The organism is Phyllobacterium chamaecytisi, from assembly GCF_020164455.1.
Taxonomy (GTDB): domain Bacteria; phylum Pseudomonadota; class Alphaproteobacteria; order Rhizobiales; family Rhizobiaceae; genus Phyllobacterium; species Phyllobacterium chamaecytisi.
The window spans coordinates 122775-141840 of record NZ_JAIQWW010000005.1 but is presented as its reverse complement, the minus strand read 5'-3'; the positions used below and the strand labels follow the sequence as shown (position 1 = coordinate 141840).

The 19066-nt window shown below is 57.3% G+C and carries 20 protein-coding genes and 1 pseudogene; 11 read left to right on the top strand and 10 right to left on the bottom strand.

Annotation, left to right across the window (positions count from 1 at the left end; all coding sequences use genetic code 11):
- The first annotated feature begins 1 nt into the window (after position 1).
- Positions 2-1822 (top strand): succinate dehydrogenase flavoprotein subunit, encoded by a 1821-nt coding sequence (sdhA, locus tag LB462_RS09785; RefSeq protein WP_224507382.1) that lies wholly within the window; start codon positions 2-4, stop codon positions 1820-1822.
- Between the two features lie 75 nt (positions 1823-1897).
- Entirely contained in the window at positions 1898-2677 is a 780-nt protein-coding gene (locus LB462_RS09780) for a succinate dehydrogenase iron-sulfur subunit (RefSeq protein WP_112525080.1), read from the top strand.
- A 21-nt stretch (positions 2678-2698) separates the two neighbouring features.
- Here LB462_RS09780 and LB462_RS09775 read toward each other — a convergent pair whose 3' ends face one another.
- Together LB462_RS09775 and LB462_RS09770 are read right to left on the bottom strand one after the other, a co-directional pair.
- A complete protein-coding gene (locus LB462_RS09775; RefSeq protein ID WP_224507380.1) occupies positions 2699-3073 on the bottom strand; it encodes a YkvA family protein in 375 nt (124 codons plus the stop codon).
- 121 nt (positions 3074-3194) lie between these two features.
- A complete protein-coding gene (locus LB462_RS09770) occupies positions 3195-3623 on the bottom strand; it encodes an OsmC family protein (RefSeq protein ID WP_224507378.1) in 429 nt (142 codons plus the stop codon).
- Positions 3624-3805: 182 nt separating this feature from the next.
- On the opposite strand from LB462_RS09770, the gene LB462_RS09765 reads away from it, so the two are divergent.
- Together LB462_RS09765 and LB462_RS09760 are read left to right on the top strand one after the other, a co-directional pair.
- Entirely contained in the window at positions 3806-4330 is a 525-nt protein-coding gene (locus tag LB462_RS09765) for a hypothetical protein (protein ID WP_224507376.1), read from the top strand.
- Positions 4331-4357: 27 nt separating this feature from the next.
- A pseudogene (locus LB462_RS09760) lies at positions 4358-5388 on the top strand (aldo/keto reductase).
- Positions 5389-5395: 7 nt separating this feature from the next.
- Here LB462_RS09760 and LB462_RS09755 read toward each other — a convergent pair.
- Positions 5396-6625 carry a ubiquinone biosynthesis hydroxylase gene (locus tag LB462_RS09755; RefSeq protein WP_224507374.1) on the bottom strand — a complete coding sequence of 410 codons (1230 nt, stop codon included), beginning with the start codon at positions 6623-6625 and terminating at the stop codon, positions 5396-5398.
- A 91-nt stretch (positions 6626-6716) separates the two neighbouring features.
- Here LB462_RS09755 and tesB point away from each other — a divergent pair, with 91 nt between their 5' ends.
- The 3 genes from tesB (at position 6717) to LB462_RS09740 (ending at position 9632) form a co-directional block, all read left to right on the top strand.
- Positions 6717-7586 (top strand): acyl-CoA thioesterase II, encoded by an 870-nt coding sequence (tesB, locus tag LB462_RS09750; protein ID WP_224507372.1) that lies wholly within the window; start codon positions 6717-6719, stop codon positions 7584-7586.
- 256 nt (positions 7587-7842) lie between these two features.
- Complete coding sequence (locus tag LB462_RS09745) at positions 7843-8181, top strand: P-II family nitrogen regulator (RefSeq protein ID WP_100000921.1); 339 nt, start codon at positions 7843-7845, stop codon at positions 8179-8181.
- A gap of 26 nt (positions 8182-8207) precedes the next feature.
- A complete protein-coding gene (locus tag LB462_RS09740; RefSeq protein WP_112525090.1) occupies positions 8208-9632 on the top strand; it encodes an ammonium transporter in 1425 nt (474 codons plus the stop codon).
- Between the two features lie 68 nt (positions 9633-9700).
- On the opposite strand, the gene LB462_RS09735 is transcribed toward LB462_RS09740, so the two are convergent.
- Positions 9701-10291 carry a mobile mystery protein B gene (locus LB462_RS09735; protein ID WP_224507370.1) on the bottom strand — a complete coding sequence of 197 codons (591 nt, stop codon included), beginning with the start codon at positions 10289-10291 and terminating at the stop codon, positions 9701-9703.
- Positions 10288-10743, bottom strand: coding sequence for a mobile mystery protein A (locus LB462_RS09730; RefSeq protein WP_224507368.1), 456 nt, complete (start codon positions 10741-10743; stop codon positions 10288-10290). Before LB462_RS09730 ends, LB462_RS09735 begins: the two co-directional genes overlap by 4 nt.
- Before the next feature lie 274 nt (positions 10744-11017).
- Between LB462_RS09730 and LB462_RS09725 the strand changes: the two genes are divergently transcribed.
- The 3 genes from LB462_RS09725 (at position 11018) to LB462_RS09715 (ending at position 15581) form a co-directional block, all read left to right on the top strand.
- Positions 11018-13639 (top strand): DNA translocase FtsK, encoded by a 2622-nt coding sequence (locus LB462_RS09725; RefSeq protein ID WP_224507367.1) that lies wholly within the window; start codon positions 11018-11020, stop codon positions 13637-13639.
- A 359-nt stretch (positions 13640-13998) separates the two neighbouring features.
- Positions 13999-14673, top strand: a complete 675-nt coding sequence (locus LB462_RS09720; protein WP_224507365.1) for an outer membrane lipoprotein carrier protein LolA — start codon at positions 13999-14001, stop codon at positions 14671-14673.
- Positions 14674-14774: 101 nt separating this feature from the next.
- Complete coding sequence (locus LB462_RS09715; protein WP_224507363.1) at positions 14775-15581, top strand: exodeoxyribonuclease III; 807 nt, start codon at positions 14775-14777, stop codon at positions 15579-15581.
- A gap of 132 nt (positions 15582-15713) precedes the next feature.
- Here the strand turns inward: LB462_RS09715 and LB462_RS09710 are convergent, their stop codons facing one another.
- Positions 15714-16172 (bottom strand): cyclic nucleotide-binding domain-containing protein, encoded by a 459-nt coding sequence (locus LB462_RS09710; protein WP_112525104.1) that lies wholly within the window; start codon positions 16170-16172, stop codon positions 15714-15716.
- Positions 16173-16302: 130 nt separating this feature from the next.
- Positions 16303-16986 (bottom strand): response regulator transcription factor, encoded by a 684-nt coding sequence (locus LB462_RS09705; protein ID WP_112525106.1) that lies wholly within the window; start codon positions 16984-16986, stop codon positions 16303-16305.
- Positions 16987-17115: 129 nt separating this feature from the next.
- Between LB462_RS09705 and LB462_RS09700 the strand changes: the two genes are divergently transcribed.
- Complete coding sequence (locus LB462_RS09700) at positions 17116-17649, top strand: L,D-transpeptidase family protein (RefSeq protein ID WP_224507361.1); 534 nt, start codon at positions 17116-17118, stop codon at positions 17647-17649.
- On the opposite strand, the gene LB462_RS09695 is transcribed toward LB462_RS09700, so the two are convergent.
- From LB462_RS09695 to LB462_RS09685, 3 genes are read right to left on the bottom strand one after another with little or no spacing between them, the layout of a single operon-like run.
- A complete protein-coding gene (locus LB462_RS09695; protein WP_224507359.1) occupies positions 17646-18317 on the bottom strand; it encodes a class I SAM-dependent methyltransferase in 672 nt (223 codons plus the stop codon). The two genes, LB462_RS09700 and LB462_RS09695, sit on opposite strands and share 4 nt — an antisense overlap.
- A 9-nt stretch (positions 18318-18326) precedes the next feature.
- Entirely contained in the window at positions 18327-18755 is a 429-nt protein-coding gene (locus tag LB462_RS09690; RefSeq protein ID WP_224507357.1) for an EVE domain-containing protein, read from the bottom strand.
- A gap of 8 nt (positions 18756-18763) precedes the next feature.
- Positions 18764-19054 (bottom strand): YciI-like protein, encoded by a 291-nt coding sequence (locus tag LB462_RS09685; protein ID WP_224507355.1) that lies wholly within the window; start codon positions 19052-19054, stop codon positions 18764-18766.
- Positions 19055-19066 lie beyond the last annotated feature (12 nt).

The following is a 19066-nucleotide window of genomic DNA, read 5'->3' as shown; positions in this document are numbered from 1 at the left end:
TATGGCACCAACAGATAAAGCCTATAAGTTCGTCGACCATAAATTCGACGTGGTCGTCGTCGGCGCGGGTGGCGCGGGCCTGCGCGCCACGCTCGGCATGGCGGAGCAGGGCCTGAAGACAGCCTGCATCACCAAGGTTTTCCCGACCCGTTCGCATACGGTTGCAGCGCAGGGCGGTATCGCCGCCTCGCTCAGCAATATGGGTGCCGATTCCTGGCAGTGGCACATGTATGACACGGTCAAGGGTTCGGACTGGCTCGGCGATACGGACGCCATGGAATATCTGGTGCGGGAAGCGCCGGCCGCCGTCTACGAGCTCGAACATTACGGTGTCCCGTTCTCGCGCACCGAAGAGGGCAAGATCTACCAGCGTCCCTTCGGCGGTCACATGATGAATTATGGCGACGGGCCGCCCGTGCAGCGCACCTGCGCGGCGGCCGACCGTACCGGCCACGCCATACTGCACACGCTCTATGGTCAGAGCCTGCGCCACAATGCGCAGTTCTTCATCGAGTATTTCGCGCTCGATCTCATCCAGGATGAGGAGGGTACCATCACCGGCGTTGTCGCCTGGAACCTCGACGACGGCACGATCCATCGCTTTGCCGCCAAGATGGTGGTCATGGCAACGGGCGGCTACGGCCGTTCCTATTTCTCCGCAACGTCGGCGCATACCTGCACCGGCGATGGCGGTGGCATGGTTGCGCGCACGGGGTTGCCCTTGCAGGACATGGAATTCGTCCAGTTCCACCCGACCGGCATCTATGGGGCTGGCTGTCTGATCACGGAAGGTGCGCGCGGCGAGGGCGGTTACCTGGTCAATTCCGAAGGCGAGCGTTTCATGGAGCGTTATGCACCTTCCGCCAAGGATCTGGCATCGCGCGACGTGGTTTCACGCTGCATGACGCTGGAGATTCGCGAAGGGCGCGGCGTCGGCAAGAACAAGGATCACATCTTCCTGCATCTGGATCACCTCGATCCAGCCGTCCTGCACGAGCGCCTGCCCGGCATTTCGGAATCGGCCAAGATTTTTGCCGGCGTCGATCTCACCAAGGAGCCGATCCCGGTTATCCCGACGGTTCACTACAATATGGGCGGCATTCCGACCAATTATTGGGGTGAAGCGCTCAATCCGACTGCAGAAGATCCGGACCGCATCCAGCCCGGTCTGATGGCGGTGGGCGAAGCGGGCTGTGCCTCGGTGCATGGCGCCAATCGTCTCGGCTCCAATTCGCTGATCGACCTTGTGGTGTTCGGTCGCGCGGCCGCGATCCGCGCCGGCCAGGTGATCGACCGCAACGCGAAGATCCCCGATATCAATGAGGCTTCGGTCACGAAGATCATGGATCGCTTCGACCGCCTGCGTCATGCCAATGGCGGCATTCCGACCGCTGAGTTGCGCGAAAAGATGCAAAAGACCATGCAGGAAGATGCGGCAGTGTTCCGCACTTCGGAATCGCTGAAGTCGGGCGTGAGCCGCATGGAGCAGATCTGGAGCGAGATGCCGGATGTGAAAGTTACGGATCGCTCGATGATCTGGAATTCCGATCTCATGGAAACGCTCGAACTCGAAAACCTCATGGCCAATGCCATCACCACGGTCGTTGCCGCCGAGGCGCGGAAGGAAAGCCGCGGCGCGCATGCGCACGAGGATTTCCCCAACCGCGATGACGTCAATTGGCGCAAGCACAGCCTTGCCTGGCTGGCGCCGGATGGCAAGGTCACGCTGGGTTATCGTCCTGTTCACCTCGAGCCGTTGCTCAAGGAAGAGGATGGCGGCATCAGCCTCGCCAAGATCGCGCCGAAAGCGCGTGTGTACTAAAAGCAATCCCAGGAAAAGTGGGTACCGGTTTTCCGTCCGGGATTGCGAAAGAACAAATAGAGAGACCAAAATATTATGGTTGAACTTGCACTTCCCAAGAACTCGCAGATGCGTCCCGGCAAGACCTGGGATCGTCCGCAGGGCGCAAACAATCTGCGCGAGTACCGGATTTACCGCTGGTCGCCGGATGACGGCGAGAACCCGCGCATCGATACCTACTATGTCGATCTCGACGATTGCGGGCCCATGGTTCTCGACGGTCTGTTGTGGATCAAGAACAAGATCGATCCGACACTGACATTGCGCCGGTCGTGCCGTGAGGGCATTTGCGGCTCCTGCGCCATGAATATCGATGGCACCAATACGCTCGCCTGCACCAAGGGCATGGATGAGATCAAGGGCGCTGTGAAGATCTATCCGCTGCCGCATCTGCCCGTGGTCAAGGATCTGGTGCCGGATCTCTCCAATTTCTACGCCCAGCATCGTTCGATCGAGCCGTGGCTGAAGACGGTCTCACCTGAGCCGGCCAAGGAATGGCTGCAGAGCCACGAAGACCGCGCCAAGCTCGATGGCCTTTACGAGTGCATCCTGTGCGCCTGCTGCTCGACCTCATGCCCAAGCTACTGGTGGAATGGCGATCGCTATCTCGGCCCGGCTGTGCTGCTCCAAGCCTATCGCTGGCTGATCGACAGCCGCGACGAAGCAACGGGCGAGCGTCTGGACAATCTGGAAGATCCGTTCCGGCTCTATCGCTGCCACACGATCATGAACTGCGCACAGGCTTGCCCCAAGGGTCTTAACCCCGCCAAGGCAATCGCCGAAATCAAGAAGATGATGGTGGAACGCCGGGTTTGATGCCGCGCCGGCCGAAGGAAGCTAGGCAGAATTCGGCCAGAAAACCCACAGCAAAGCGATAGCCGCAAGCGTCCAGACTAGCACCATAAAGGCAAGCCCCGTCTTGCTCACTGGTTTGGCGCGGCGCGTGGCCTCGTCCCGGAGTTCCTGCATGAGATCGTCAGGCACAAGTTTGACCGCCAGCATGATGCCAAGCGGAACAATGATGAGATCGTCCAGATAGCCGATGATCGGGATAAAGTCCGGTATCAGATCAATAGGGCTTAGAGCATAGGCAGCAACGCCCCCGGCAACTGCTTTTGCATACCAGGGAACACGCGGATCACGCGCGGCCAGCCAGAGCGCAACGACATCGCGCTTGATCGTTCGCGCCCACAGTTCGAGCGATGCAATCATAAGCCAAGTGATTCCGGTCTATCGCCACACAATGTGGATCAGTCCTGGTCGTGCCAGTTATTTGGTCAACAACAACGGGCGCCAGAGCGCCCGCAGATCATTCGGCTGGTTGCCTGACAAATCAAGCCAGTCTGGCATCCAGAGTAAGTTCGATCGCGCCGAGCGCCTTCGATACCGGGCAGTTGGCCTTGGCTTTGTTGGCAAGCTCGCTGAAAGTCCCAGCGTCGATGCCAGGTACATTACCGACCAGGGTCAGTGCGCTCTTGGTGATCGCGCCTTTGGCCGGGTCAAGCGTCACGACCGCCTTGGCTTCGAGCTTTTCAGCCGGGGTACCGTTCTCCGCAAGGAAGTGTGAAAGCTGCATGGCAAAACAACCCGCGTGGGCTGCGCCCAGCAGTTCCTCAGGATTGGTGCCGGAAGTGCCGCTTGCGTCCTCGAAACGGGCCTTGAAATTATAGGGAAGACCTTTCAGCGCGCCGCTTTGGGTGTCGAGCGTGCCTTGACCATCCTTCAGCGCGCCTTTCCAGATTGCTGTTGCTTGTCTGTCCATTTCTATCTCCCTCGATGAAGTTGTTGCAAGACGTGTGGTGCGCCGTGATCAGGCTTGGCGATAACGGTTCCGTGCTAGCATAGTTCCGTATCATATCCATGGCACCGTATTATTCCATCGCCTAATTTACGGATCGATTTCCCTCCCTCTAAACTGAAGTTTTTCATAGAGGGATTTTGATCATGCATATTATTCTGGCAGTTCTCGGGCTCCTCGGCGGCGGCCTCTTCTGGTGGTACAGGTTGAAGGTATTGGGAGAGGCAGCGGGCGACGTTATCGACAGCGCCGGGCGTGTGCGTGGATATTTCCGGCGCAGGAAAATACGCTTGCAGGCTGAGCATTCGCCGCTGACTGCGATTGAGGACCCCGTTCTTGCCGCAGCGACATTGATCTTTGCGATCATCGCCGAAGATGTGCTGATTACGGATGGTCATTTCGATGCCGTAAGGAGTGTGGTCCTTCATATCAGCAGTCCCAAAAAGGCTGACGAGGCGATGATCTACGCGAAATGGGCTTTCAGCCAGGCCGGCGATACCGCAACTGTCATCGAAAAAACCTCCCCGTTTCTGCGCCAGCAGCTTAACGAACTGGAAAAGTGCGAATTGATTGATATGGTAGGGGAGGCCGCTGCTGCCGTCCCTGTCTCCCATCATTACGGCCAGCGTGTCAGAAAGCTAAAGCAGAGGCTTGGCCTCCAAGTCGACTGATCAACCAAGATCAAACAGGAAAATCCCGTGAAACTGAAGAAACTCGGCAGGACCGATATCGACGTCACTGAAATTTGCCTCGGCACCATGACCTGGGGCGTACAGAACACCGAAGCCGATGCACACAGCCAGATCGACTATGCGTTGGACGCGGGTATCAATTTCATGGATACGGCGGAAGTCTATGCAATTCCGTCGAGCGCGGACACCTACGGCAAAACCGAAAGTCATATCGGCACGTGGTTCAAGAAGACCGGCAAGCGCGACAAGTTCGTATTGGCGTCGAAGATTTCCGGCGGCGGCAATAGCTGGATCCGCAATGGAACCCCACCTGATCGCCAGACCGTCCGTGAGGCGGTGGAAGGCAGCCTGAAGCGTCTGCAGACCGACTATATCGATCTCTATCAGGTCCACTATGCCGCCCGCGGTCATTATCATTTCGGTACCGCATGGCAGTATGCGCCGCAAAATCAGGACAAGTCGCAGGTCGTGGGGCAGATCGAAGAAGCTCTGCTCGGCCTTGGCGATATGGTCAAGGAAGGCAAGATCCGTCATATCGGCCTTTCCAACGAAACCGCCTGGGGCATCGGTCAATGGCTCAAGCTTTCCGAGCGTCACGTTCTACCCCGCGTTGCCTCGGTGCAGAACGAGTACAGCGCGTCTTCGATCTCGATCTTGCTGAACTCAGCCATCACGAGGATGTCGGCCTTCTCGCCTATTCGACGCTGGCTTCCGGCGTATTGACCGGCAAATATCTCGACGGGAAGATGCCCGCGGGCACACGTGGCTCGATTCAGCCAGGCGGTCTGTGGCGCAACAATGAACACTCCGCGCCTGCGGTTCGCGCCTATATTGAACTCGCCCGCAAGCACAATCTCGATGTGGCGCAGATGGCGATCGCTTTCGCCCTGTCGCGGCCGTTCATGACCTCTGTTATCATCGGCGCAACGTCGATGGAACAGCTGAAGACCGATATCTGGGCAAGCCAGATCACGCTGCCACCGGAACTTCTCAAGGAGATAAACGCGATCTACCGCAAATATCCGCGGCCGCTCTAGAGCAAGTCTAGATCGGCTGGCCCTGCAGCAGTTTCGGCGCCGTCGTCGATAATCCCGCGGCTTGGCGGATGAAAAATCCCTTGAGCCGCGGCATCCGTTCGACCAGGCCGAGACCGAAATCGCGCAGCGCACGGACCGGTACGTTGTCGTTGGAAAACAGCCGGTTCAAAACGTCCGTGGTGACGCCCATCTGCACCGTGTCGAAGCGCCGCCAGGTCTGGTAGCGCTCGAGCACCGCCACCGAGCCGATGTCGAGCCCGAGCCGGTCGGCATCGACGATGGTTTCCGCCAGCGCTGCCGCATCCTTGAAGCCGAGATTGAGACCTTGTCCGGCGATCGGATGGATACCATGCGCTGCGTCGCCCACCAGCGCGAAGCGCGGCTTGACGAAATCCCGAGCAAGGGTGAGACCGAGCGGAAAGGCTTTACGCGCGCCTTCCACATGCACCTCCCCGAGTTTCAGGCCAAAGCGCTGTTCGAGCTCGGCTTCAAAAACGAAATCGTCCTCGTTGACCAGGCGTTCTGCATCGGCGGTGCGTTCGGTCCACACCAGCGATGAGCGGTTGCCTTTGAGTGGCAGCACCGCAAAGGGCCCTGCGGGCAAGAAATGTTCCTCGGCCCGGCCATGGTGCGGGCGCTCATGCGCGACGGTGCAAACGATGCCTGACTGGCCATATTCCCAGTTCACGACCTTGATGCCGGCCATGTCGCGCAGGCGGGATTTGACGCCGTCGGCAGCGATCAGCAGCCGGGTACGCAAGCTCTTGTCGTCGGAATAACGGACCGCAAGATATGCCTCGCCATGTTCGAAACCGTTTACCGGCGCGCCTTCGATGAAGGTCACGCCAAGTTCATCTGCCTTCTTGCGCAACGATGCGTTGAGGACGCGGTTCTCCACCATGTGCGCGAACGGCTCGCCCGGCTCAACTTCGCCGTTGAAGGTCAGGAAAACGGGCCGTACGGGATCGGACGTGCGCGAATCGGTGACGATCATCTCGGTGATGGGTTGCGCTTCCGGCAGGATCGCCTCCCAGCATCCGAGGCGGTCCAGCATGCGGCTTGCGGCGGCGGCGATAGCCGAGGCTCGCGTATCGTTGCGCCATACGCCGGCAGGCGCGGCGTCGATAACCGTGACGGCAAGGTGCGGCGCCGATGATTTCAGCGCGACCGCTGTCGCGAGGCCGACATAGCCTGCGCCGGCGATGGTGATGTCTTGCGGGGAGCTTCGTTCAACCATGATTTGCCTCCGGGTTGCAATTATGCGGCGCTTGACTTGTGCTCCTGTTCCTGTTGCAAGCGTTGGAACGCGCGAACGGGAGACTTCGATCATGTCTGACGCCATGAATGAGCTTTTGTCCATACTCGACCTTGAGATGCTTGAACACAACCTGTTTCGAGGTCGCAGCCCGCAATCCGGCTGGCAACGCGTCTTCGGCGGCCAGGTGATCGGCCAGGCATTGGTCGCAGCACAGCGTACCGTCGATCCTCTGCGTCATGTGCATTCGCTGCACGGCTATTTCATGCGCGCCGGCGATCCGAAAGTGCCGATCATCTACGAGGTCGATCGTATTCGCGATGGTTCGAGCTTCACCACCCGGCGCGTCGTTGGTATCCAGCATGGCCACGCGATCTTTTCGCTGGAAGCCTCCTTCCAGATCGAGGAGGAGGGGCTTGAACATCAAAAGCCCAAACCGCTCGATGTCACCGAACCGGAAAATCTCATCAGCGACCGCGACCTGAAAGAGCAATATCTGCAGAATGCGCCCGCCGCTATCCGCAAGTACTGGGAGCAAGACCGGCCCATCGAGATGAAGCCTTTGTCGCTCGCCCACTATTTTTCGCGCGAAAAGCTTCCGCCCGAGCAGAACGTCTGGATCAAGACCACAGGTCCCGTGCCGGATGACCGCGCCGTGCAGGCGGCGGTGCTGGCTTATCTGTCGGACATGACGCTGCTCGATACCTCGCTTTATGCGCATGGAAGATCGATTTTCGATCGTGACCTGCAGGTCGCCAGCCTCGACCACGCCATGTGGTTTCATCGACCCTGCCGTTTCGACGACTGGCTGCTTTATACGGCAGACAGCCCCAGTACATCCGGTGCGCGTGGCTTTAATCGTGGTGCAATCTATAGCCGTGATGGCACATTGATTGCCTCGACAGCACAGGAAGGCCTAATTCGTGTGCATTCCGAAGCGTGACGTTTTCAAAGCCCTTTGAGTTTGCCTAATTTTTAGGCATGTTGCTTCATATTACGTGACCATGCCATCAATCGTTAAAAATATCCATTTGTAATCAATGACTTGGCGTTATATTTCGAGTCTGGCACAGAACTTGAATACTCCTTAGCAGTCACCGATTGCCACAAGCGGCTTTAGGCGATGGGTTCAACGCGGATGTGAAGCCTTTCGAGTAATTCCACCTGAAAGGTGCCGCGCAAGCGCAGGGGTATATTCAATGAAAATTGTGATGGCCATCATCAAGCCGTTCAAGCTGGACGAAGTGCGCGAAGCACTCACCGCTGTCGGCATCCAGGGCCTGACCGTCACCGAGGTGAAAGGTTATGGCCGCCAGAAAGGGCACACCGAAATTTATCGCGGGGCGGAATACGCTGTCAGCTTCCTTCCGAAGCTGAAGGTGGAAGTCGCAGTCGCATCCGAGCTCGTCGACACTGCCGTTGAAGCCATCACCACGGCTGCCAAGACCGGTCAGATCGGTGACGGAAAGATATTCGTTCTCAGCATCGAGCAGGCCGTCCGTATCCGCACGGGCGAAACCGACACCGACGCGCTGTGATTTATTTGGGGTTCAAGGAGACAATAATGAAAATTCCAACCAGTCTGACATCTGCGGCGCGCAGCACCCTTCTAGGGTCGCTGGCACTGGTCGCTATCGGTACGCTGGCCGCATTCGCTCAGGAGGCCGCGCCAGCAGCTCCCGCCGCCGCAGCGCCAGCCTTCACGGTCGACAAGGGCGACACCACCTGGATGATGATCTCGACAGTGCTTGTGTTGTTGATGACCATCCCCGGCCTCGCGCTTTTCTATGGCGGCCTTGTCCGCTCGAAGAACATGCTCTCGGTTCTCATGCAGGTCTTCACCATCACCGCCGTGGTGATGCTGATCTGGGTGTTCTACGGCTATAGCCTGGCCTTCACACCCGGCAATTCGTTCGTCGGCGGCCTCTCGAAGGCGTTCTTGCACGGTGTCGACGTGACGACGATGTCGGAGACCTTCACCAAAGGCGTCGCCATCCCCGAACTGGTCTATGTCGTCTTCCAGATGACCTTTGCCTGTATCACGCCGGCGCTCATCGTCGGTGCGTTCGCTGAACGTGTGAAGTTCTCGGCGGTCATCCTGTTCGTCATTCTCTGGGTTACCTTCGTCTACTTCCCGATCGCTCACATGGTCTGGTTCTGGGGCGGTCCAAGTGCCTATTCCGATCCGTCGGGCCTGATCTTCGGCTTTGGCGCAATCGACTTCGCCGGTGGTACCGTCGTTCACATCAATGCGGGTATTGCAGGTCTCGTCGGCGCTCTGATGATTGGCAAGCGTACAGGCTACAAGAAAGACATCATGGCACCGCACTCCATGACGATGACCATGATCGGTGCGTCATTGCTGTGGGTTGGCTGGTTCGGCTTCAATGCCGGTTCCAACCTCGAAGCCAATGCCTATGCGGGCCTTGCCATGATCAACACCTTCGTCGCGACAGCTGCTGCTGCGGTGATGTGGATCATCCTCGAATCCTTCCTGCGTGGTAAGGCTTCGATGCTCGGTGCCGTATCGGGTGCCGTCGCCGGCCTGGTTGCCGTTACCCCGGCTGCTGGTTTCGTCGGTCCGATGGGTGCCATCGTGCTCGGTGCGGTCGTCACCGTCGTCTGCTACTTCTTCGTCGCAGTGGTGAAGAACACGTTCGACTATGATGACAGCCTCGATGTCTTCGGCATCCATTGCGTCGGTGGCATCATCGGTGCTCTTGGCACCGGCATCCTCGTCAATCCGGCACTCGGTGGCGCCGGTATCGTCGATTATTCGACTGCCGATTTCGCCGCCAGCTACGCAGGTACGGCGACTCAGGTCTGGGCGCAGTTCAAAGGTGTTCTCGTGACGCTGCTCTGGTCAGGTATCGGCAGCGCGATCCTTTACAAGATCGTCGATCTGATTGTCGGCCTGCGTGCATCGCCCGAATCAGAGCGTGAAGGCCTCGACCTCACCTCGCACGGTGAAGCTGCCTATCACAGCTGATAGAACCTTGCAGGAAAAAGAAGGGCCCGGTTTTCGGGCCCTTCTTTTAGCGGCCTGTCTCCTTATCTCTACGTGCGAGCGAACGCCAAGAGTGCGCGGATATCGTGATTATCGGCGGTGCGAAGTGCTTTGATGTAATTGTGACGTGTCTTGGCTGGCTCGACCAGGCTTTCGCTGCCCCATGTAAATCGGCGATTGCCTAACTGAATTATCAACAAATCGGCTGCAAGGCGTGCGTGACGTCCATTTCCATTGGGGAATGGGTGAATGGCTACCAGGCGATGATGAAATCGAATGGCGATCTCATCGGGCAGGAATGTGGTGTTGGCTATCCAAAAACGTACGTCGCTCAACAGTTGATGCAGCTCTGTATCAATGCGATAGGCCTCAACGCCAATATTACGGCCGGTCGTACGATAATTGCCCGCCCAGCGCCACACCTGATTGAACATGCGCTTGTGCAGATTTTTCAGGAACTCAAGGCTGAGCACGTCGCGGCGGCGCCTAAAAACCCAACGATCAGCGTCATTGATATTCTGAAGTTCTGCATCGTTCAACTCGGCTCGCGTACTGATGTAGGTCGGAATAAGTTGAGCGCGTTCGTCCGGTTCGAGTGCTGTCGCGCCATTGTCTTCGGCATCGAAAAGCACTTCTGTCATGGTTCATCCCAAAGACGCCGAGGGTCATCGAGTAATTCCTCAATCAGGTGGTCCTTCTCGATGTCTAACTCTTGGTTCGAAAGGCCCTGATTTTCCAAACGCATCGTATGGTTGGTGCGCGCCAGCTGCTGCGCGGCGCTGCGGAGGGCACGCTCGCGCAATGTCTTATCCATGGGCTGGTTGGGGACTATAGCATAGACGAGCTTGCAATCGAGCGCTTCGGCGGCGCGTCGCAGCGTTGCCAGTGAAACAGTTTCATCGACTTCTCCCTTCTCAATTGCGATGATCCGAGGCTGGCTGACGCCGAGACGCGCGGCGTACTGTGCCGTGGTTATCCCGAAGGCATGGCGTATTGCACGCAGCCAGCCGCGTGCTGGGCGTGCCGAAGGCCAGAGTCTCAATGGCGAGAGGCGACGTTCCAGTGCCGATATTGCTTGTGCCCTATTTGTCATTTTATAACCTATACGTTATTTTCAGTCTGTCAAAAAATAACGTATAGGTTATAAAAATACAACGAATTAATAATATATAAGTTATAAAACGGCGAAGCTACGAACCATTTGAGAAATATGCGACCTAACTTTTCCAAATCGTCCTCACCAAATCCTCGACTGGCCTTCCATGGTTAATGGCCCCTTAACCATCCGCACCGTAACGTCAGAATCAACTCTTGGATTTGCGGCTGCTTGCAGCCGTTCTGTATGCGTTCACGCGGGGCCGGATTTCATGCGTCAAGGATACCCATCCTCCTATGCCATTGATGATCAGCGAACCGGGTTATCCACCCTGTTCCGCAGGCAGATTCATATCCTGTGGGGGCTGGGGCTTATCGGTTTCGTGGCCTTTGCCATCGGCAGCCTCGCCACCTGGAACGTGCTTGATCCAAGCTTCAGTCACGCCACGTCGAATCCGACCCGCAATGCACTCGGTTATCCCGGTGCGGTTTTCGCCGATCTCGGTATGCAATTCTTCGGTCTTTCCATGGTCGTGGCACTGATGCCGGCGCTTTTCTGGGGCGGGCTCTTTCTCACCGGGCGCGGCGTGGACCGTACGATGCGCCGAAGTGTTGCCTGGCTTTGCGCGTCACTTCTGGCTGCGGCGATCGCCGGCTGCTTCGCTATACCCGAGAGCTGGCCAATGCCTATCGGTCTCGGCGGTGTCTTTGGTGATATGGTCCTCAAAATACCCGGCATCTTTATCGGCACGTTCCCCCGTGGCGGTTTGGCCATGATCATGGTTGCCATTCTTGCGATCCCAACCCTTTGGATCTTTGGCTTTGCCAGTGGCATCACCTACCGCGACAGCGAGCCGGTGGTCACCAAGAAGTCCACGCGCCACGTGGCCGAAGACGATGATTACGACGACGAGGATGATGACGATCGCGAAGGTGGCGGCCTGCTCGCTCTCGGCGCCTTGACCCATTGGTTCCTGAGCACGAAAGCCCTGTTCCGGCGGGTTTCAGGTCGTAGCGCCGGGCTCTACAACAGTGCACGCAGTATCGGCACGCGTCATGATGGCGATTTCCCTGACGTTGCGGTTTCGCGCCAGAAAAACGGCCAGACCGATGGACGGCGCGAGCCCGGCTTCTACGACGAAGCACCACAAATCGAGGCGCCTGCTATCGATATCGGCAATGATGCGTTTGACGGCCGCTTCGATCCGGTTGCCTTCAGCGATGAAGAGGACGTCGACGATTGGGCACTGCAATCAGCTCCGGCAAGACCGACGGCGATTCCGAACAGGCCAGTTGCCGCACGCATTGATACACCGGCACCTGCGCCGCGGGCCGGCGCGCGCGTTCAGCGCGAAGCGCAGGCGTCGTTGATTGCATCCGACGAGTACGAAATGCCGTCGCTGCATTTTCTTAGCGAACCGAAGAACGTGGTGCGCAACCCCGGCCTTTCCAAAGAGGCTTTGGAGCAGAACGCGCGGCTATTGGAAGGCGTGCTCGAGGATTTTGGCGTGCGCGGTGAAATCATCCATGTACGTCCGGGCCCTGTGGTAACGCTTTACGAACTGGAACCGGCGCCCGGGATCAAATCGTCGCGGGTCATCACCCTCGCCGACGATATCGCCCGCTCCATGAGCGCGATCGCCGCGCGCGTCGCTGTGGTGCCCGGCCGCAATGCCATCGGTATCGAGCTCCCCAACCAGACGCGCGAGATGGTCTATCTGCGTGAACTTCTGGCAAGCCGCGACTTTGAACAGACAAAGACCAAGTTGGCGCTCGCGCTCGGCAAGACCATCAACGGCGAGGCGGTTATCGCCGACCTTGCGAAAATGCCTCATCTACTGGTCGCCGGAACGACGGGCTCGGGTAAGTCCGTTGCGATCAATACGATGATCCTGTCCTTGCTTTACCGGATGACGCCGGAGCAGTGCCGCCTGATCATGATCGACCCGAAGATGCTGGAGCTGTCGATCTATGATGGCATTCCGCATCTGTTGACGCCCGTCGTCACCGATCCGAAAAAGGCCGTCGTCGCGCTGAAGTGGACGGTCAAGGAGATGGAAGACCGCTATCGCAAGATGTCGAAAGTCGGCGTGCGCAATATTGACGGCTTCAATCAGCGGGTCGAGCAGGCCCACAAGAAGGGTGAGCGTATTGCCCGGACGGTACAGACCGGCTTCGATCGCGCGACGGGCGAAGCCGTCTACGAGACTGAAGAGCTCGACCTGAAGCCGATGCCCTATATCGTCGTCATCATCGACGAAATGGCCGACCTGATGATGGTTGCCGGCAAGGATATTGAAGGCGCGGTGCAGCGGCTGGCACAGATGGCTCGCGCTGCCGGTATCCACGTGATCATGGCGACACAGCGTCCGTCGGTCGATGTCATCACCGGCACGATTAAGGCGAATTTCCCGACACGTATTTCGTTCCAGGTTACATCGAAGATCGATTCGCGAACGATCCTTGGCGAGCAGGGCGGCGAGCAGCTGCTCGGCATGGGCGACATGCTCTATATGGCCGGCGGCGGCCGCATCCAGCGTGTGCACGGACCATTTGTCGGCGACGATGAAGTGGAGAAGATCGTCCAGCATCTGAAACTGCAGGGCGTTCCGGAATATCTCGATTCGATTACAGAGGAAGACGACGAAGACGAAGGTGGCGGCCCAGCGGGAACATCCAATCTCGAAGATTCGGACGATCCCTATGATCAGGCTGTTGCCGTCGTGCTTCGCGACAAGAAGGCGTCAACGAGCTATATCCAGCGCCGGCTCGGCATTGGTTATAACCGCGCCGCTTCGATTATCGAGCGCATGGAACAGGAAGGGCTTGTCGGCCCTGCCAATCACGCAGGCAAACGCGAGATTCTTGTGCCGACAGAGGACGATGAGTTCTAGGCGCGAGTTCTTACCCTCCCCCTTGTGGGGAGGGACGGAGCGAAGCGACGGGGAGGGGTCTTTATGGCCGAAAATGTGTACTGACGATGCAGGCGAGATGAATCGAAAACCCCTCCCTGCTGCTGCGCAGCCTCCCTCCCCACAAGGGGGAGGGTAAGAAGCGGAAACGTTGATACTTGAACGAGTAACGTAACGATTTTGTAGGCAGTTATGGAACAATAGGCAGCGGCGCATTACATAACGATTCAAGCTCAGGTTACGTAACGGCGCTAGGGAACAAGAAACGATATCCTGCCGTTTATTGGCCATAGTGCAGCCCAACTGGCTTCGTACGAAGAGAGACGACAGGAGATACGATCATGATACTGACAAAAGCACCGTTTCGCGCCCTTGGCTCAGTGGCAAAGAGCTCTGCGGTTGCTTCCATCGTCGGCATGGGTCTCCTGTTTGGCGCTGCGAATATAGTGCTGCCGACCCCGGCCTTGGCACAAGCCGCACCCGCCGGCATTAACGCAGCACAGGACATAGCCAACAAGTTCTCCAGCGTTAAAACGCTGACGGGCAGTTTTGTCCAGTTCGGCCCGCGTGGAGATCAGACCGGGGGCACGTTCTATATCGAACGTCCCGGTAAAATCCGCTTCAACTACAACAAGCCGTCGCCCATTCGCGTTATCTCCGACGGCAAGTCCGTGGTGATCAACAATCGCAAGCTCGACACCTGGGATCTCTATCCGCTGTCGAAAACCCCGCTGAAGCTGCTCCTGAGCGATCAGATCGATCTGTCCACCAAGTCGGTCAAATCAGTGAAGCAGGAGCCGGACATGACGACGATCGTGCTTGGCGACAAGTCGATCTTCGGCAACTCGACCATTTCCATGATGTTCGATCCGAAAACCTCCGACCTGCGTCAGTGGACCATCACCGATGCCCAAGGTCTCGATACAACGGTGATGATCACCGATGTGCGGACCGGCGTGCGCTTTGCCGATGATATGTTCAAGATCGACTACACCCGCATCGCCATGAAGCGGTAGCCAGGTCATGACCCTGGCCTTGCGGTTTGCCAAATCTTTTGGCATGACCGGATGAACCAAGCACTGCTTGATAGTGCCGCCCATCCATCTTGCGAGTCTTCATGCCCTTTTCCGTTGCCACCTGGAACATCAATTCGGTGCGCCTGCGCTTGCCGCTGGTCCTGCAATTCCTGCGCGACTATCAACCCGATGTATTGTGCCTGCAGGAGACCAAGTGCCCCGATGATCTTTTCCCGCGCGAGGCATTTCATATCGCCGGGTATGAGCATATCGAGATCAGCGGTCAGAAGGGTTATCATGGCGTCGCCACTTTATCGCGCCGTCCCCTGACCGAACCGGCGCGCGTCGGATTTTGCGATATCGCCGATTGCCGGCATTTGAGCACGGTCGTTAATGCCGGATCGAAGCGGCTGCGTATCCATAATTTCTACGTTCCGGCCGGAGGCGATGAGCCCGATCCGGAAATCAATCCGAAATTCAAGCATAAGCTCGGGTTCCTCGACGAGATGCGCGCGATGAATGCCGTTCACGGCGATGGCCATGCGTCTCTGCTGGTCGGCGATCTCAACATTGCCCCGCTGGAAACCGACGTCTGGTCGCACAAGCAACTTTTGAAGGTCGTCAGCCACACCCCGGTCGAAACGGAAGGTCTGGAAAAGCTGCGGAAGGATGGCGGCTGGAGCGATCTGATGCGGCAGCATATCCCGCCGAGCGAGAAGATCTATACGTGGTGGAGCTATCGCGCCGCTGATTGGGCGGCCGCCGATCGCGGACGGCGGCTGGATCATATATGGGGGTCGCCGGACCTGGAAACCGATCTGACCGACATCACGATCCTTCGCGAAGCGCGCGGGTGGGAGCGTCCCTCGGACCACGTCCCGGTCATTGCACGTTTTAATCTGGGCTGAGTCTGATCCGGAACAAGAATTGCGGAAGAATACTCGAATCCTGCATGAACTTCCTCGAATCCGACGCAAGAATCCTTGATTCGGATGCAGGAATTTCAATCTGCGCGGGAAATTTGGTTGCGGCCGGTTTAGTCAGCGCTCATTAAACAGGTGTTCGTACCGGGTAATGGCCTCGATCATTTCGCTGAGATCGGCCGATATCTGGTCATGCAAAGCGGCGGCGATTTCTGGATATTCTTCGAGAATTCGCCGGAAAAGCGAGCGATTGAGCCGGATGACCTCAGTCTCGGATTCGGCCATGGCGCTCGTCAGGCGCTTGGTCTGGGCGATGATCGCCATCTCGCCGAGGACGGCACCTGGCCCCACCGTTTTCAGGATTATGCGACCTGTCGGCCCTTCGCGGAACAGGGAAATGTCACCGCGATCAATGACATAGGCACAATCTGCCGCCTGGCCTTCGCGATAGAGTTCGCGGCCTTCGCGCAAGACAAGACGTTCCGTGCCGAAGGCGAGCAGACGCAACTGGTCGCGCGTAAACGTCTCGAACAGCCCCACCGTCTCCAGAATGCGAATATCATCTTCAATTGCCATGCAATAACAGACATATACCTAGATTGGCGCCGCGCATAACCCCAAAAAATCATCTTCAGGATTACGCGCAAATCATTCGTGTGCTGCGTCCTTTATGCCTCAAAAAAGAGGTATGGCGTAGCAATCGGCATCAAGGAATGAGCTTGTATCCCCCGCTTTCCGTGACAAGTATGGTCGAATTGGATGGATCATGTTCTATTTTCTGCCGCAACCGGTACACATGCGTCTCCAGCGTGTGTGTCGTCACCCCAGAGTTGTATCCCCACACCTCTTCAAGCAAGATATCCCTTGTGATGACCTTGCCGCCCGCACGGTAAAGATATTTGATTATTGCGACCTCCTTCTCGGTCAGCCGTATCTTGCTGCCTTTGGCGTCGATCAGCATCTTTTGCCCGGGCTTGAACGTATAGGGCCCGACAATGAAAGTCGCGTCCTCGCTCTGTTCATGCTGGCGCAGTTGTGCCCGAATGCGCGCCAGCAGGACAGCGAAGCGAAACGGCTTGGTCACATAGTCGTTTGCGCCCGATTCGAGGCCAAGAATGGTGTCCGAATCGGTATCGTGCCCGGTCAGCATGATGACCGGAGCCTTGAAGCCGCCCTTGCGCAAAAGCTTGATTGCCTCGCGCCCATCCATGTCCGGCAGCCCGACATCCATGATCAGGAGATCGACAACGCCGTTTCTCGCCGTCTGAACGGCTTTGGTCGCATTGTCTTCCTCGATGATCTGGAATTCTTCATAGAGGCTTAGTTGTTCAACCAGGATGGCTCGCAAGTCTGCATCGTCATCGACGATAAGAATGGTACGCGCTGTCATCGGATCTCCCGCAGATGGAAAGAAGTCATTGGAATTTAAGTCGAATAGTACAGGAAAGAAAGGGGATCGACTTGATATTGGTTATGCGGCGCATCAGTCTGACATAAAAATGCTTTTTATGAGGCAAGCATGAGTCGCAGGTCCTTGAAATTGATCGATGTTCGTCCGAGACCTGGCCATACGAGCCAAGGGCAGTTGATCGCGGGCAATATGATCCTGCGCTGTGCGCTGGGCAAAGGCGGAATCACGGCCTTCAAGCGCGAAGGTGACGGTGGAACGCCGCTCACGCGCATGCGGTTGCTCTACGGCTTCAAGCGTCCTGACAAGAAAGTGAGGGGAACGCGGGCCCTGTTGCTCAAGGTACTCCGCCGCGACGATGGTTGGTGCGAGGTCAGTAATGATCGCAATTACAACCGGAAGGTGCGCATTCCCTATGGTGCCAGCCACGAAACCATGTGGCGCAAGGATGATCTGTACGACATTTGCATCGTCATGGACTGGAACATCAGACCACGCCATCGTGCCAAGGGAAGTGCGATCTTCTTTCATCTGGCAAGACCGGGCTATACACCGACGGAAGGCTGCATTGCCTTGAGTAGGGTCGATATGAACCGGCTCTTGCCGTATCTTTCAAACCTGACCGTCGTTCGCGTGCTGCGTTAGCGCTTGAAACGCCAAACTGTCGTCTGCTTTACGTCGGCGTCTTCGAGAATTCTTGTCACCGGTACCGAGTAAACTGCCAATGAATCCAGCAGGTTCTTGGGAAAATAGGAGCGGCCGGGATCGCCAACGATGATGTCCGCACCGCGGACAGCCAGTCCGGTGAACCAAGGTACGAGTCTGTCGGCCAATGGCTTGTCATAAAAAACGTCACCGGCCAGAACGACATCCCAACCATCGTCGCGGCCAATCAGATCATCGATTCGAATCTCGATTGTCGCAAGATTTGCTGCTGCGTTCAGACCGATCGCCGGGCGCGAGAACGGGTCGATGTCGCAAGAGATGACATGCTTTGCTCCTGCCCGAGCCGCGGCAATGCCGACCAGACCGGAGCCTGAGGCGAAATCGAGGACAACGGTGTTTGCAACCGTTGCGGGATGGTCGAGCACGTATCGCGCCACCCCTTGCCCGCCCGCCCAGGCAAATGCCCAGAACGGTGGCGGCAGGCCGATTGTTGTCAGTTCGTCTTCTGTGCGGTGCCAGAGGTCATGCGCTTCATCGGCGAGATAGAGCTTGATCTCCGGCACGTGCGGGGGTGATTGGAGAAGGGTATTCGCCAGAACGAACCGGCGATAGCGATCGCTTTCAGGATCGAGAGCAGGCTCAACCACGGGATGAATTCATTCCGGTGCTGGAACCAGTCCGCCCATACGGCAAACCTCTTTCCATTCGTCCGGTTGCACTGGCTGCACCGATAGCCGCATGGACGTAACCAGCGCCATCTGTTCCAGTTTCGGATTAGCCTTGACGTCCTTCAATGTCACCGGATTAGGCACATCCTTGACCGCGCGGATGTCGATGCATTCCCAGCGCTGATCTTCGGTGCTCGAATCATGATGCGCAAGCGCACAAACCTCGACGATACCGACGACGTCCAGCCCTTCATTGGAATGGTAGAAGAAGCCTTTATCACCGATTTTCATGGCACGCATATTGTTGCGTGCCTGATAGTTGCGCACGCCGGTCCACTCTGTACCTTTGGCCCCGGCGGCTTTTTGATTGTCCCACGACCATGAATCAGGTTCTGATTTGAATAGCCAAAATGCCATGATAGCACCTATTTGTTGTCAGGATTCTTGATTGCCCAGTTCCACGGGCGGATGTCGACCGAGGCGAAAAGCCCAGCCTTGGCATAGGGGTCATTCGCTGCAATCTCCTTTGCTGCATCAAGGTCAGGCGCCTCGACGACCACCAGGCTGCCGTTTGGCTTGGCGTCATCGCCAAGGAACGGCCCAGCAAATTTCAGGCGATCACTTAGGCTGTTCAAATAATCGAGATGAGAGGCGCGTGTGTCGAGGCGCAATTGCAGATGATCAGGCTTGTCGTTGCACAGAAGGGCATAGAGCATTCATTGTCTCCC